The organism is Streptomyces sp. NPDC030995 (assembly GCF_055571215.1).
The window spans coordinates 19,555-33,790 of sequence record NZ_JBVIFS010000024.1; the positions used below are offsets into that span (position 1 = coordinate 19,555).

Here is a 14,236-nt window from a genome sequence, read left to right on the forward strand (position 1 = left end):
GTGCTCCACACCTCCCTCCCGGTGGTGTCGGTGGGGCGTGCGACGATCCGGGACATGATCGTCTCGCTCGATGCCCTGTTGCCCGCCACCGGTACGCACCTCTCGACCACCTACGCCGACTGGGTCGCCGCCCACGACCCGGACGCGGCCGGCACCGCGCGCGGCCTGATCGAGGACATGCGCACCGAGCTCGGCCGGTCCCGGACCAAGCCCGGCAGGTTCGTCGACACGATGGCGACGCGCGCGCGGCGGCTGCCGCCGGCGCACCTGCCGTGGTTCTGGGACACCGTGGGACATCGGCTGATCGGTTACGGGAGCAGGCCGGGCGGGCGGGCCTACGCGGCTGCGCGCGCGGCCGAGGCCGAGCACGGGCTGCCGGTGGATCCCGCCTACCGCCGGGCCAACGCGCTGCTGTTCGCCGCGGGCGGGGCCATGCCGGCCAAGGAATTCGGGGCCCATCAGCGGTTCCTCGCCGCGACGCTGGAGCCGGCCGCGGCGCACGCGGCCCTGGAGGCGTTCCTGACCGCGTGGGCGGGCTCACCGGCGGACCTGCCGGCGGATCTGGTGCGCCGCGTACGGGCCTGCGCCAAGGCGGCCGGGCACGGGGACGAGGAGGTCGCGCGGCTGGTGGGCGCGATCCTGTCGGTCACCCGGAAGAAGACGGTGCCGGACGCGCTGCTGGCCGCCGCGGAACCGGTCCTGACGGCCCATCCGCCGTCGGACACGGTCGCGGCCGGCCTGGTGGAGGTCTTCCCGGACGGGGTCACCGACGGCGGACCGTGGCTGCGGATGCTGATCGGCTGCGGCGCGACGGAGGCGATGGAGGCCGGGCGGGTGGTGCCGGAGGGCGGGCTGCACCACTGGGTCGGACACTTCGTCCGCATGTACCAGTACGCGGCCCAGGCCGGCGGCGGGGTCGGGCGGCAGCCGCTGCCGGTGGAATTCCTCGACCTGGTGGGCCGGTTGGGGCCACGGCTGCGAGCGGCGGGCGTCCCGGTGTCGGTGCACACCACCCGGCACCATTACCAGGGCTTCGACGCGGACGTGCTGGACGCCGCTCTGGCGGCCGGGGTCGCGGTCGTCGACCCGGGCCCGGAGGTCCGGATGCGCTTCTGGGGCGAGCGGTCGCGGCGGGACCTTGCCGCGCTGGCCGCCGACCCGGTGTTCGGCCCCCGGCTGGAGGACAGGGTGCACGCGGATCTCCAGCCGAGCCGGTCCCTGGCCCGCGAGCGTCGGCCCGGGTCGGCCGTGACGCTGCTGCCGGGCAACGAGGGCATCGCCCGCGAGGTCGCCGCGCGGGTCGGCAAGCTCGTGGACACGGTCGCGGGCGGCGGCATGGCGGGGGCCGAGGAGGCCGTGGCCGAGCTGGAGACCGTACTGGACCGGCCGACGGTGGCGGCGCTCGGCGGGATCGCCGACGCCCTCGCCGGGGCGGGGGCCGCGGGCGCGCTGAGGCGTTCCCTGGCGGCCGGTCTGCCGGAAGAACTGGCCTGGCCCGCACTGGAGTCGGTGTACGCGCAGTTCGCGGCGGACACCGGTCCCGACGAAGCGGAGGGGGCGCTGCCGGGGGTGGCGGGGGTGACCTCCACCTGGTTCGGGCCCGGGCGGCTGCCGGTGGCGATGGACCGCCACAAGGAGGGGAGCGCGGCGCCGGTGACCGCGTACGACTCCGGGCCGCTGGTGGTGTGCGCGCCCGGCGGCGCCGCTTTCCTGCGGCCCTCGGCGGTCGCCGGGCCCGAGGTGTGGCGGCGGATGCGCGAGATCACCGGCCTCGCCGAAGCACTGGACCGGGTGGCGCCACTGCTGCCCGGGGGCGGGCTGGACCGGATGATGCGCCGGGCCCGCTCGGGGGCGGTGCCCGCCGGCGCGTACGAGGCGGATCCGAGGCAGTCCTGCCCGGAGCTGATCACGCGGGTCGGGCAGGAGCTCGGGGTCGGCGCGGACGCGGCGGCGCTGTACCTCCAGCTGGCGACGCTGGCCGCACCCACCGACCGGAACGTGCGGCGGTGGAACGGCTGGACGGCCAAGCGGCACGCGGAGGTCCGTACGGAGCTGCTCGGCACGGGCGCGGTGGTGGAGGCCAAGCGGGCCCGGGCGGGCCGGACGCTGTTCCTGCCCGGGGACTGGACGGAGCTCAAGGCACCGCACCTGCCGCTGGAGACCGTGAAGCTGGCGGCGCACGAGGTGCGCCGGTTGCGGGACGACAAGATCCGCTCCCCGTTCGGCAGGATCCTGCCGGCGGCGCCCCTGCACGAGATGTTCGCGCAGGCCTGGGAGCGGAGGTCCGGGCGTCCTCTGTGACGGCGCCGAGTCCCTGCTCGGCAAGCGGGTCCGTGCTCGGCAGGCGGGTCCGTGCTCAGCAGGCGGGTGCGCTGCTCGCACCGGACGGTGTGAGGATGCGCCGGAGCCAGCGGGAACGGGCGTTGCGGGCGTCCTGGCTGAGAGCCGCCCCCGGAGCGAGGGTGTCGAAGCCGTGGAAGGCTCCGGGCCACACGTGCAGTTCGGCTTGGCCGCCGGCCTGCCAGAGGGCGTTGGCGTAGGCCACGTCCTCGTCCCTGAAGGTCTCGGCCGACCCGACCTCGATGTAGGCCGGGGGCAGCTCGGACAGGTCCGTGGCGCGGGCGGGAGCCGCGTAGGGCGGCAGGTCCGCGGCGCCGTACCGGTCGCCCAGCAGCGCCTGCCACCCGGTGGCGTTGGAGGTGCGGTCCCAGGTGTCGACGCCGGCCATCTGGTGACTGGAGAAGGTGTCGTTGCGGTCGTCGAGCATCGGGCACAGGAGCAGTTGCCCGATCGGGGCGGGCCCGCCCCGGTCGCGGGTGAGCAGGGCGAGTGACGCGGCGAGCCCGACGCCGGCGCTCTTGCCTCCGACGATGATGCGGTCCGCGTCGATGCCCAGACGGGCCGCGTGCGCGGCCGCCCAGACGAATCCGGCGTATCAGTCCTCCACCGGTCCGGGGTAGCGCGCTTGCGGTGCCAGCCGGTACTCGACCGAGACGACGGCCAACTCCAGCGGGAGGGCCCATTCGCGTAGCAGCTGCGGAAGTACGGACCACGCATTGCCCATGATCATTCCGCCGCCGTGCATGTAGTACAGCAGCGGCAGCGGGCCGGTGGTCCCGGCGGGGCGTGCGCTCACGAGCGTGACGTCCTGCCCTCCCGGTGCCCCCGGTACGCGCAGCTCCGCCACCTCGAAGCGGCCGTCGGCCTGGAGGTCTTGGACCGTAGGCCTGGGCCGGGCCGCGGCATCCCGCTCCTGCCGGGCCGCAAGGTTCTCGGGGGTGACCGGCTCTCTCTCCCCGTCCCCCAAAGCCGCCAGCGCCACGCTCAGTTCGGGGTCGAAAGGGGGCGTGGGCAGCGCTCGCGCGAGATCCATACGGAGTAGTCAATCACCTGCCGGGCGGCGGCTGCCGCCGGATGCGCGACAGCCGAACAGATCCCGCCGCGAACCCGATGCGGACTGTCACTCTGCACGCCTGTCCCCGTACAGTCCGTGATGCCGACGCACCCCCGAGCACCGGGCCCCACAGCCGGACAGGAGCAGACTCGTGGCCACCGACGCCAGCAGCAGGCCGATCGCCCCGCAGCGGGCCACAACGGGCAGGCCGGTCCCCGAACTGGATTCCGCCCGCGTGGAGCAGTGGCGCGCCCGCGGAGGCGAGCTCGTCGACCTGCTGACCCAAGTGCACGAGCAGCTCGGTGGTGTTGCGGCGTTCCGGCTCGGGCCGCGGCCCACCGTCCTGGTCACCGGGCCCGAGGCCGTCCAGCACGTGCTCGCCCTGCATCCGGACCGGTACGTCAAACGCTCCCACCGCGCCCGCCTGCTCATCGGGGACGGCGTGCTCGCCGCGACCGGCGAGGCATGGAAGCGGCAACGACGGCTGCTGCAGCCCCAGTTCACGGCAGCGGGGATGCGCCGCTACGAACAGCGGATCACCGGGGCGGCCCGCGCCACGGCCGAGCAGTGGGCCGACCACGCACGCACCGGGCGCACCTTCGACGTCGGCGAGGAGATGCGCCGCTTCGCCCTGGACACCATCTGGCGCGCGCTCACCGGACATCCCCTCGACGCCACCACCGCGCACGAACTGACCGCCGTCGCCACCGTGGTGGCCGCGCTGCCGTCCCTGCCCGCCGATGCCGTCGATGCCCGGGACGCCGTCGCCGCCGACCTGTCCAGGATCGACGCGGTCGCCCGGCACGCGGTGGCGGCCGCCCGGGCCGGAGCCCCCGGCCCCGACGGCCCGGGTCTGCTGCAGGTACTGGTCGACGCCTCGACCGAGCGTCCCGAGTACACCGACCAACTCCTGCGCGACGAGCTCGTCACCCTGCTGGTCGCCGGCCACGAGACCACCGCCACCACGCTGACCTGGCTCTACCTGCTCCTCGACCGCCACCCCGCGGCCCGCGAGGAGGCTCTCGCGGCGGGCGGCGCGGGCTCACCCCAGCGCCGCGAGGCCCTCCAGGCGCTGGTCAGCGAGACGCTGCGGTTCTACCCGTCCGCCTGGCTCATGCCCCGGCACGCCACGGAGAACGACGTCTTGGCCGGCTACACCGTGGAAGCGGGAACGGACCTGCTCGTCTGCCCCTACCTCACGCACCGCGACCCCGAACTGTGGCCGGACCCAGGACACTTCGACCCGCGGCGCTTCACCGTCCCCGGCCGCCGCCCCAGCCGTCCGGGCGCCTACCTGCCCTTCGGCATCGGCCCCCGCGCCTGCCTGGGCCAGCAGTTCGCCCTCCGCGAGTCGATCGTCCTCCTCGAACACCTGCTGCCCGCCCACACGCCGAGGTTCCCTTCCGTGCCCACCCGCGCCGCGTACGGCCTCGTCGTCCGCCCCGACGGCCCGACCTCCGCCACCCTCACCGCCGCGGGCCCGACAAGCTCAAAAGGGGCCGAACGGCCGAAGCCCGGAGGGTCGTGACCAGCCTGCCCAGCGTGGTCGGACCTATCGTGGGAGCAACCTCATGACCGGCACGTAGCGCGCGGACGGGTGGATCGTGAACGGATCCGGGATCGACTACCACGCGGTCTTCGACGCGCTGCCGGGCGCGGCCGCGCTCCTGACCCCAGATCTGGTGTACGTGGACGCCAACGAGGCCTTCCTGTCCATGTCCGGCCGCACGCGCGAGCAGGTCATCGGCCGCTATCTGTTCGACGTCTTCCCCGACAACCCCACCGATCCGGCCGCCACCGGCATGCGCAACCTGCGCGCCTCCCTGGAACGGGTCGCGGCCACCGGGGAGCGCGACACCATGGCCCTGCAGCGCTACGACGTGGAGTACCCCGATCGGCCCGGGGTGTGGCAGGAGCGGTACTGGAGTCCGGTCAACGTCCCCGTCCTCGCCGCCGACGGCACCGTCGCGCTGCTGCTGCACCGCGTGGAAGAGGTCACCGAACTCATCCGGGCCCGCGACGCCGGCAGCGGCGACGCCAACGGAAGGGGCCGCGCCCAGGTCCTGGAGTCCGAGCTCTACACACGCGGCCGGGAGCTTCAGGAGGTCAACGAGCGACTGCGCCGGGCCCACGCCCGCGAACGCGAGGTGGCGCTCCACCTCCAGGAGGCGATGCTGCCCGCGCCCCACCCGCTCGGCCACCACCAGGCCGCCGTACGCTACCGGCCCGCCGCCGGGGCGTTGAACGTGTGCGGCGACTGGTACGACCTCATCGACCTGCCCGACCGGACGGCTGTCGCCGTCGGTGACGTCGTCGGCCACGGACTGCGCGCGGCCGGTGTCATGGGCCAGCTCCGCAGCGCCCTGTCAGCCGCCTCGCGCGTCGCCGAGCGACCCGCCCGGGCCCTCGAGGTCCTCGACCTGTACGCGCGCTCCATCGACGGCGCCGAGTCCACCACCGCGGTGCTGGTCTTCATCGACTGGGACAGCCACACCCTCACGTACAGCAGCGCCGGCCATCCCCCGCCCGCGCTCTGCCACGCCGACGGCACCGTCACCTTCCTCGACCAGGCCACCGACCCCCCGCTGGGTGCCCGGCCCGAGCACGCCGGCCGCCCCCAGGCCCGGACCGCCTTCGCTGACGGCTCCACCCTCGTCCTCTACAGCGACGGCCTGATCGAACGCCGCCGCGAGGACATCGACACCGGCCTCCAAAGGCTCGCCGACGCCCTCGCGCGCCACCGCACCGCCGACCCCGACACGCTCGCCGACGCCCTGCTGACCGATCTCGCCCCGCCCGCCGGCGTCACGGACGACACGGCCCTGGTCATCCTCCGCCTGTGACGGACGATCTTCCCGTATTACCGGTCAGCCCTCCGGGACGACGCGGCCGTCCTCGTCGAGTGCGAGGTGGATCCGGGTGGGGTCCTGGCTGTTGACGTCGGACGGGCGCGGCCCCTCGGGCCCGTCGGGGCCCCAGCGCAGCAGGCGGCGGGTGCGGACGATCCGGTACTCGGTGCCTTGGAATTCCAGCCGGTTGACGCGCCCGGCCCGGAGCCTGTCGGCGGCCTCCGCGTACGCGGCCAGCTCCGCGGGCGGCGGCCCGGCCGACGCCCCGCCGTCCGCCACCCAGGTACGGGCGTCGGTGTGCGGGCCGGTGCCCTCGGGGATGTGGCCGTGCATGCGCGGCCACATCCAGGTCAGGGAGAAGTCCAGCGACTTGCGGGCGGCGTGCGTACTCGGGTGCGGGCCGCTGACCGGCCTCCAGCCGCCCGCGCCCCGCTCCACGACTGTGAACGTCGCCGGCAGCAGCAGGACATCCGGGTGGGTCTCCAGGGCCCGCCGCGCCTCGGCGAGCACATCCTCGGGGAAGCGCTCACCGGCGTAGCACAGGCCGCGCCGCGCCAGCTGCTCGACGGCCTGGGTGGGGGTGAGGGGCGCGTCCGGGTCCAGGACCAGGTCGTCGTCGATCCCCGGATCCCTGACCGCACGGTCCCAGTTGGGGACGGGGGGCTCCGGATCGGTCGGGCGCGGCTGTTCCATGCCGCCCGGGCCCTGGACCGCGTACTCCTCGGCGCGCACGATCCGGTACCGGGTCCCGGCCACGTCGAGTTCGTCGACCCGCTCGGTCTCCAGCCGGGCAACCGCCGCCAGCAGGGTGCGCCGCTCCGCTCTGTCCTGCGCCTGGTCCTTCGCCTGGAACCACAACTTCGAGTTCAGTGAATCGCGCGCCAGCTGCGGGCAGCCCGCCGTCACCTCGACGACCACCCGCCACCGCGGCCCGTCCCCGGCGTCCTGTGCGGCCACCCCGAACAACGGGCCGCGCACCACCACCTTGCCCGCACGCGCCAACGCGTCGACCGCGTCGGCTTCCACCGCGGCTTCCACCGGTTCCACCGGCAGCCGCACGACCACAGGCCGCGGCCCACCCGGCCCCATACCTCGACGATCCATGCCTCCATCCTCCCAACCGCGGCACGGCACCGTCCCGGAATCGCCGATTCCCGCCGGATGGACATCGCCGGGGCGGCGACCTTCGGCGCGGGGCGCGCAACTACAGCACCGGCTACTCGCTCTACGGTGAGTGGAAGGACCACCACCACCGGGGCCGCTGATCAGGGCAGGCCGGGGAGCGGGGCGGTACGGAGTGCCGCGCCGCCCCCGGCCCCACATCGAGAGGAGCGGGCATGCCTTCGGAGCAATCGAAGCGCGCAGTCCCGTCCAAGAGCCCCTTCCAGTGGGCCGACCGTACGATCACCCTCGCCTTCCTCCTGGTCTCGGCGCGGGGCGACCGCGCGGAGGCCGCGCGGGAACTCGCGGAGACGGAGGAGGCCATGAGGGCGACGGCGGCCGCGCCCGCCGGACGGATCAGCGGTAAGTCCGAGGCCCTGTGGGTGCAGGCGATGTCGATGCTCGGGTTCCGGGCGGGTGCCTGGTTCGTGATCACCGCGCTCGTGCTTGTGGGCGGGCTGTTCCTGCCCCGTACGGAGCTGTCCGGGTACCTCACCGTGACGGTCGCGGCGTTCCCCGCCGCCCTGTGCGTCTCCCGTGAGGCCGGCCATGAGATCGCCCGCTCGGCGCTGCGCCGGGGACGGCTGACGGAACGCGGCAGGCGCTGGTACTCCCGCGTCCGGCACGACGGGTTCGCCGCGCTGCTGGTCCTGCCCCTCTGGGCAGCCTGCGCCGCGGTTGTCCAGCCCTGGGCCTGACCGCGGGTGCCGCAGCTCCCGTCCCGGAGCCGCGGCGCCACCCGCCCCACGGAGGCCCGGCGTTCAGGGCGTGCGGATCGCGGTGAGGACGTCCGCCGCGCCCTGGGCCAGGAGGTCGTCGGCGAGGCAGGCCCCCAGCTTCTCCGGGCTGTCCGCCGGCCCCGCGCCCGAGGCCGTGACCTGCGTGGTCCCGTCCAGCGAGGTGACGGCCGCCGACAGGTGGAGCAGGCCGTCCGACTCGATGCGCCCCCACGCACCGACCGGAACGGAGCACCCGCCGTGGAGTTCGGCGAGCAGGGCGCGTTCCGCCCGCACACAGGCGTCCACGTGTTCGTCTCCGGTACCTGCGAGGATCCGGGCGGCCTTCGAGCCGGTGCGGACCTGGATGCCGAGGGCGCCCTGCCCGGGCGACGGGAGGAAGAGAGCCGGGTCGAAGACCTGGCTGCGGTCGGCCGCGGGCATCATCGACAGCCGGTTCAGCCCCGCTGCGGCCAGCACCACCGCGTGCATCCCCGCACGGCCGGCCAGCTTGATCCTGGTGGGCACGTTGCCCCGGATCGGGACCACGTTGAGGTCGGGCCGCAGGTGAAGGAGCTGAGCGATCCGTCGCGGGGCGCCGGTGCCGACCGTAGCGCCCTGCGGCAGGTCGTCCAGGGCGGACCCGCACAGCACGTCGCGCACGTCTTCGCGCGGCCCGGGGGTGGTCATCAGGATCGTGCCCTCGGCCACGGCGGTCGGCAGGTCCTTCAGGGAGTGCACGACCACGTCGACCTCTCCCTCGACCAGGGCCCGCTCCTGGTCGGTGGAGAACGCGGAACCCCCGGAGGTCTTGGCGACTTCCGCGAGCGTGGCGGTCACCCGGTCCCGGTCCCCGCCCTCGGTCACCAGACGCCGCTTGAACGCCACGCCGGGGACGGCGGGCCGGATCTGCTCCAGCCACTCCCGCGCCTGCTTCTTCGCAAGCGCGCTGGCCCGTGAGCCCACCACGATCACGTCATTCATTCAGGTCAACTCCCCGCTTGCGCACGCACGTTGACCCGAAAGCCTAGCTCCCTCGAAACCATGCGGTTTCCGACAGAATGTCACCAAGGGATGTCCGGAGGGGCGCCTACAAACTGAGCGCGTCCTCCGCGTTGTCGACCCACGCGGTCACGGAATTCTTCGTGGGCGAGACGTACAGCCCGGGAGTCGAGGCCTTGAGCGGCGTCTGTACCAGATCGGACTCGGTGTTCATGGTCATCGCGATCGAGTTGACGGTCTTCCCCGTGCCGTCGTTGGCGCCGCCCATGAGCCCGGCGTAGGCCGACTCGCCCGGGGCGAGCCTGATCGCGTCCTCGATGCCGGGGGCCTTGCCCCGCTCCGTGGCCTGTCCGTCCAGGTCGCCGAAGGTGACGACCGGGTGGCCCAGCGCCTTGCACGCCTTGGTGCCCTTGTTGGTGATCTTCAGCAGGTAGCTGCTGGTCGTGGGTTCCGCGAGGGTCGCCGTGAACTTCAGGTCGTTCGTGCCGCACGGGAAGACGTCGAAGTCGGGATCGGGCGACGAGGTCTTGCCCTTGCCCGGGGACCCCGACGGCTTCGCCGGCTTCGTCGGCTTCGTCGGCGCCGCGGACTTCGTCGGGCCGGCGGTCGGCGCGCCGGACCCGCCCGACGCGTCGTCCTCGGTGGGCCCACAGGCGGTCAGGACGGCCATTGCGGATACGGCGGCGAGGACGACAGCGGTTCTGCGTGCGTTGCTCATCGTGTTGCTCCCCTGAATGAGAAGCGCGAAATGCGCCAGGCGGAACACCAGCGTCCCGCGGAAGCTTCACAGCTTGGTGACGGTCTCTTGCCGAACCGACATCAAAGGTCCGGGAAGAGGGGCTCGGAGGCCGCAAGCGAATTCCGGTGACATACCCCCCGCACCGGCCGTTTCCGGCCAACCTGCCGTCCCCGTGGCCCCGGAACCCCGGCGGGGGCCGGACGCGATCATCTGCCACGCCAAGGGCCCCGCCACCGCGAGGTCGGCCAGATCCCGCTGCTCCGACCGCCCGGCTGCGCTCTACTCACTCCCCCAGTTCCCTCGGCCCGCAACCGCCCCTCCGCACACCGCGGAGCCGGGCTTCCCCGCCATGCCCGCGGACGAGTGAACCGGCCTCCATCACAGCCCAGTTGAAGGAGCAGCAGCATGTCCGAGACCCCGGCCGGGAAATCGAAGACCCTCGCACCGCCCGCCCCACCGGAGTTCAAGTACACCTGGGGGCAGCACAGCAAGCACACCCGGACCATGGAGTCGCTGTCACTGCGGCAGATGGCCCGGCGCGTTCCCGCCGCGCTGACGCAGACGGCCCGCCTCGCCCTCGCGGTCAACGGCCGCGCGTTCCACGTACTCGTTTGCGCCCAGGTCCTCGGCGGGATCTGCACCGCCGCGGCGCTGGCGGCGGTCTCCCGCGCGATGGTCCCGCTGCTGAACGGCGGCGGGGTCGAGGACCGCGTCTCCGGCGCCGCCTGGCCCCTGGCCGTGGCCGCCCTGATGACCGCCCTCGGGGCCCTGTCCTCGATCGCGTCGGGGAGCGCGGCCCGCCGGCTGACTCCGGGCATGGCCACCCTCGCCGACCTGGCGATGGTCGACGCCCACATGGACGTCGAGCTCGCCGCGTACGACGCCCCTGACTTCACCGAGCGTTCCGAGGCCGCCGAGACCGGCTCCGCGCGCTCCTCGATGCTGCTGCAGGACGCCCTCGGCTTCACGGGTGGTCTGATCGACATGGTGGCCGTGGCGTCGGTGCTCGCCGTCGTCCACCCGGCCCTTCTGCCGCTGCTCCTGCTGTCGGTGGTCCCGCGCGGCCTGGGATCGGTCTACGCCGCCCGCCTCGACTACACCCTCCACAACCAGACCATTGCCGCCCGGAACATCAAGCACATGATGCGCTGGCACCTGACCACGCCCAAGCTGGCCGACGAGCTGCGCGGCAACAGCATGCGGCCGTACGCCCACCACTGGTACGCGGCCGTCTGCGAGCGCATCGACTCCAAGATGGTGTCCTCGGCACCCCGGTACCTGACCGTGTACCTGATCGCCGCCACCGCCTCCGGCGTCTTCGTCGTCGCGACCTACGGGGCCCTGGCCGGCCTCGTCGTCGGCGGGTACATGGCGCTGGCGGCCGCCGGCACCGCGATCGTCGCCATGCGGACCTCCACCGCCGCCCTCAGCTCGCTCGTCGTGTACGGGGCGGCCATGTTCCAGCACGCGCTCTACCTCGGCGACTACGCCACGTTCGTGAAGGAGGCCGCCGAGCAGTCCGGGCCGCGCGGCCCCCAGGTGATGGATTCCGCCCCGGAGAAGATCCGGCTGGAGGAAGCCACGTACACCTACCCGGGCAAGGACACGCCCGCGCTCGGGCCGGTCTCCCTCACCCTGTCCCGGGGCGAGGTGGTCGCCGTCATCGGGGAGAACGGCGCCGGGAAGTCGACCCTGATCCGGCTGCTGACCTCGCTGACGGCCCCGACGTCCGGCACCGTCGCCTGGGACGGCGTACCGACCTCCGACGCCGACCAGCGCACGGCGTGGCGGCACGTGGGCCTGGTCACCCAGAACTACGGCCACTGGCCGTTCTCCGCACGGGAGAACATCACCCTCGGCCAGCCCGACGCGGAGCGGGGCGAAGAAGCCGTGTGGGACGCCCTGGAAGCCGTCGGCATGCGGACGACCGTCCAGGAGTTCCCCGACGGGCTCGACACGCTCCTGGCCCGCTCGATCTGGGGCGGCCACGAGCCCTCCGGCGGCCAGTGGCAACGGCTGGCCTGCGGGAGGGCCTTCCACCGGAAGCCGGGCCTGCTGGTCATGGACGAGCCGACCTCCGCGATGGACCCGCGCGGGGAGCACAAGGTGTTCTCCGGTCTGCGGGACATGAAGGAGGACCGGATCACGGTGATCGTCACGCACCGGATGGAGAACTGCCGCCTCGCCGACCGCATCATCGTCCTGGGCGGCGGCCGCATCACCGAGCAGGGCTCCTTCGACGAGCTCGTGGCCGTGCGGGGCGGCCAGTTCCGCGAGCTGTACGAACTCTCCCAGGACCGATGACCCGTTCAGGCAGTGTTCTAGGATCCGCGACTTCGTTGGCAACGAAGGCAGTTCGTTAAGCGGGTTGGCAAATCGCGATCGCGTTGACAATGGCTACGTTCAGTAGGGGTCTCCGTGTAGGGCGCGGAGTGTGGCGAACGTGAGCGGCCCGGTGCATGGCCTGGCCGCCGGCCGGGGGGTTGCCGGGTCCCACTCGTTTTGCAGGATGAGTGCACGGACCCTGTTGGTCACTGTTGTCCTGGGTTCGCTGCCCGGCTTCCAGAAGGCACACGGCTTGACGTTGGACTCGAAGTCGCCGGACAGCGGATACCGGGCCTTGTCGCGGATCGCGTCGCGGCGGTACTGCTCGGGGTCGCGCGGCCACGACGTGCGGGTGTCGGCGCAGAGGACGGCCCAGGCGGTCGCGGTTTCATTGTCCGGGGGGACGTCACGGGCGGACTCCGGCCGGAGGGGGCCGGGGACCTGCTCGGGTGCGCCGGACGGATCCGGCTTCCTGCCCTCGGCCGGGGTATGGCCCAGTTGGTACGTCGTGTGCCGCCGGGCAGTCCATTGGGTCCATCGCGTGAAGGCGGGCTCGGCCCTCTTCGCCATCGCCCGGAACATGCCCCGCCCGTACCGCGCGGGTTCGCGAGCGGTGTTGCGGGTGGTGAGGTGGCGCCGCCTGTCACCCTCCTTGGCCTGGCACTTGGCGGCCACCGTACGGGCCCACTTCACATCCTTCGGCAAATCCAGGCCCGGCCCGCCGGGGTTGAGCAGCAGAACGCCGCGACGTTCCTTCGCGCTGCTTGCCCTGAGCCGGGATATCGCGATGTCAGTCTTCCTGCCTCCGGGATCGCTGTAGTTCAGCGGCACCTTGAGTTTCGCGCACTGATAGGTGGCGGGGTTCTTCGCGTCGCAGCGCTGCCACCGTGGAGTCTGTTGCGTGTACTGCCGCAGAGGGTCCTTGGCCGCGGAGGCATCAGACATAGAAGAGGTCGTTGCAGGTGTAGGTGCCGAAAGGAAAGCCGCCACGGCGCCGACGGCCATGAGAGAGGCAATTCGTGTGTTTCGCACAGTGATGCTCGTCCTTGCTGGGGAGAAGTCGCCCGTCGCCGGTCAATTCCCGGTGAGCTGCTGGTGGACGCACTGCTTGTACTGCTGGAAACTGTCGGGCTGATAGCACTCCTGCGTCTTGTTGGCGTACCAGACGAAGAAGACGGCGACCAGGACGGACACCACGATCGCAATAATCGACGTCACTACGCCGGTGAGGGCCTTGCCCCGGCCGATACCGGTCCGCTTGGCCGTCGTCAGGGCGACGATGCCCAGGATCAGGCCGATGCCGCCGAACAGGCCGCCGATGAAGAAGATCGACGTGCTCAAGCCGATGACCCCGAGCACCAAGGCGGCCCCGGCCAGGCCGTTGGTCGATGCTGTGTGATGCGGCGGCATCTCTATTCCTCGCGTGTTCATCAGACGTCCTCCGGTCAACTGTTCAGGGCACGATCCTGGCTTCGGGGGCGCGGATGCGCATCGCGGGAAGGCGGGAGAAGGTGCTCCCTCGATCGGGGGAGGCCATCGGTGAGCTGCCCGGTCATACTGGGGCGACAATGATCAAGGGAATTCGGCCGCTGCTGCGCGGCTCCACGTATTCGGGCATGCTGTTCGCCTACTGCGGCGCGTTGGCGAGCCTTCCGCTGCTGCCTTTCGCACTGCTGCCGACACTGGCGTGGCCATCCGCTCCCTATGGAGTGCAGGCCGTCCTGGTCCTCCTGGTCTGGGCAGCACTGATCGGCTCGGTCGGCCTGGCCCGCACCACGCGGCGGGGACTGATCGCGTTCGCCCGCCAACTGCTGAGGGTGCCGTTGCCGGACCCTGCCGCCGTGCCATCCGGCGCCGACCGTTGGCGGACTCCCCTCTGGCTGCTGCTGCACGTGGCGCTGGGGTGGACGGGGGCGCTGACGAGCGGCGTGCTGATCCTCATGGGGATGCCCTCCCCGGGGACTGGCTCGGTGCCGAAGCCGGGCTGAGTCTGTTCGGCCGGTCGCTGCGGCCCGACGGCGGATGGCAGAGCTGGGTAGTGGCGCTCGGC

11 protein-coding genes and 1 pseudogene are annotated in these 14,236 nt (G+C 72.7%); 6 read left to right on the top strand and 6 right to left on the bottom strand.

The annotated features are described in order from the left end of the window. Positions 1–54 precede the first annotated feature (54 nt). Complete coding sequence (locus ACZ45T_RS28585; protein ID WP_468446226.1) at positions 55–2,301, top strand: hypothetical protein; 2,247 nt, start codon at positions 55–57, stop codon at positions 2,299–2,301. 55 nt (positions 2,302–2,356) lie between these two features. On the opposite strand, the pseudogene ACZ45T_RS28590 reads toward ACZ45T_RS28585, so the two are convergent. Next, positions 2,357–3,373: pseudogene (locus ACZ45T_RS28590) on the bottom strand (alpha/beta hydrolase). Positions 3,374–3,545: 172 nt separating this feature from the next. On the opposite strand from ACZ45T_RS28590, the gene ACZ45T_RS28595 reads away from it, so the two are divergent. Both ACZ45T_RS28595 and ACZ45T_RS28600 read left to right on the top strand, forming a co-directional pair. Further along, positions 3,546–4,922: a cytochrome P450 gene (locus ACZ45T_RS28595; protein ID WP_468446228.1), complete on the top strand. Its 1,377-nt coding sequence runs from the start codon at positions 3,546–3,548 to the stop codon at positions 4,920–4,922. Positions 4,923–4,995: 73 nt separating this feature from the next. Continuing rightward, complete coding sequence (locus ACZ45T_RS28600) at positions 4,996–6,237, top strand: PP2C family protein-serine/threonine phosphatase (protein WP_468446381.1); 1,242 nt, start codon at positions 4,996–4,998, stop codon at positions 6,235–6,237. 24 nt (positions 6,238–6,261) lie between these two features. Here the strand turns inward: ACZ45T_RS28600 and ACZ45T_RS28605 are convergent, their stop codons facing one another. Beyond that, on the bottom strand, positions 6,262–7,347 hold the full coding sequence (locus ACZ45T_RS28605; protein ID WP_468446230.1) for a DUF5954 family protein: 1,086 nt from the start codon (positions 7,345–7,347) through the stop codon (positions 6,262–6,264). Positions 7,348–7,580: 233 nt separating this feature from the next. Here ACZ45T_RS28605 and ACZ45T_RS28610 point away from each other — a divergent pair, with 233 nt between their 5' ends. Next, complete coding sequence (locus tag ACZ45T_RS28610; RefSeq protein WP_468446232.1) at positions 7,581–8,102, top strand: hypothetical protein; 522 nt, start codon at positions 7,581–7,583, stop codon at positions 8,100–8,102. A gap of 63 nt (positions 8,103–8,165) precedes the next feature. On the opposite strand, the gene hemC is transcribed toward ACZ45T_RS28610, so the two are convergent. Together hemC and ACZ45T_RS28620 are read right to left on the bottom strand one after the other, a co-directional pair. Next, a complete protein-coding gene (gene hemC, locus ACZ45T_RS28615) occupies positions 8,166–9,104 on the bottom strand; it encodes a hydroxymethylbilane synthase (RefSeq protein ID WP_468446234.1) in 939 nt (312 codons plus the stop codon). Positions 9,105–9,210: 106 nt separating this feature from the next. Beyond that, the gene (locus ACZ45T_RS28620; RefSeq protein WP_468446236.1) at positions 9,211–9,840 is read right to left on the bottom strand and encodes a DUF4232 domain-containing protein; all 630 of its coding nucleotides are present in this window, start codon (positions 9,838–9,840) and stop codon (positions 9,211–9,213) included. Positions 9,841–10,266: 426 nt separating this feature from the next. Here ACZ45T_RS28620 and ACZ45T_RS28625 point away from each other — a divergent pair, with 426 nt between their 5' ends. Then, positions 10,267–12,165 carry an ATP-binding cassette domain-containing protein gene (locus tag ACZ45T_RS28625; protein ID WP_468446238.1) on the top strand — a complete coding sequence of 633 codons (1,899 nt, stop codon included), beginning with the start codon at positions 10,267–10,269 and terminating at the stop codon, positions 12,163–12,165. A gap of 99 nt (positions 12,166–12,264) precedes the next feature. Here the strand turns inward: ACZ45T_RS28625 and ACZ45T_RS28630 are convergent, their stop codons facing one another. Continuing rightward, entirely contained in the window at positions 12,265–13,218 is a 954-nt protein-coding gene (locus ACZ45T_RS28630; protein WP_468446240.1) for a hypothetical protein, read from the bottom strand. 42 nt (positions 13,219–13,260) lie between these two features. After that, positions 13,261–13,596 (bottom strand): DUF4190 domain-containing protein, encoded by a 336-nt coding sequence (locus ACZ45T_RS28635; RefSeq protein ID WP_468446242.1) that lies wholly within the window; start codon positions 13,594–13,596, stop codon positions 13,261–13,263. A gap of 158 nt (positions 13,597–13,754) precedes the next feature. Between ACZ45T_RS28635 and ACZ45T_RS28640 the strand changes: the two genes are divergently transcribed. Next, positions 13,755–14,174, top strand: coding sequence for a hypothetical protein (locus ACZ45T_RS28640; RefSeq protein ID WP_468446244.1), 420 nt, complete (start codon positions 13,755–13,757; stop codon positions 14,172–14,174). Positions 14,175–14,236 lie beyond the last annotated feature (62 nt).

Bases quoted from the DNA above. Each gene is read 5' to 3' on its own strand.
- ACZ45T_RS28635 (WP_468446242.1), bottom strand. From the start codon at position 13,596: ATGCCGCCGCATCACACAGCATCGACCAACGGCCTGGCCGGGGCCGCC.
- ACZ45T_RS28585 (WP_468446226.1), top strand. From the start codon at position 55: ATGATCGTCTCGCTCGATGCCCTGTTGCCCGCCACCGGTACGCACCTC.
- ACZ45T_RS28640 (WP_468446244.1), top strand. From the start codon at position 13,755: ATGATCAAGGGAATTCGGCCGCTGCTGCGCGGCTCCACGTATTCGGGC.
- ACZ45T_RS28610 (WP_468446232.1), top strand. From the start codon at position 7,581: ATGCCTTCGGAGCAATCGAAGCGCGCAGTCCCGTCCAAGAGCCCCTTC.
- ACZ45T_RS28620 (WP_468446236.1), bottom strand. From the start codon at position 9,840: ATGAGCAACGCACGCAGAACCGCTGTCGTCCTCGCCGCCGTATCCGCA.
- ACZ45T_RS28625 (WP_468446238.1), top strand. From the start codon at position 10,267: ATGTCCGAGACCCCGGCCGGGAAATCGAAGACCCTCGCACCGCCCGCC.
- ACZ45T_RS28605 (WP_468446230.1), bottom strand. From the start codon at position 7,347: ATGGATCGTCGAGGTATGGGGCCGGGTGGGCCGCGGCCTGTGGTCGTG.
- hemC (WP_468446234.1), bottom strand. From the start codon at position 9,104: ATGAATGACGTGATCGTGGTGGGCTCACGGGCCAGCGCGCTTGCGAAG.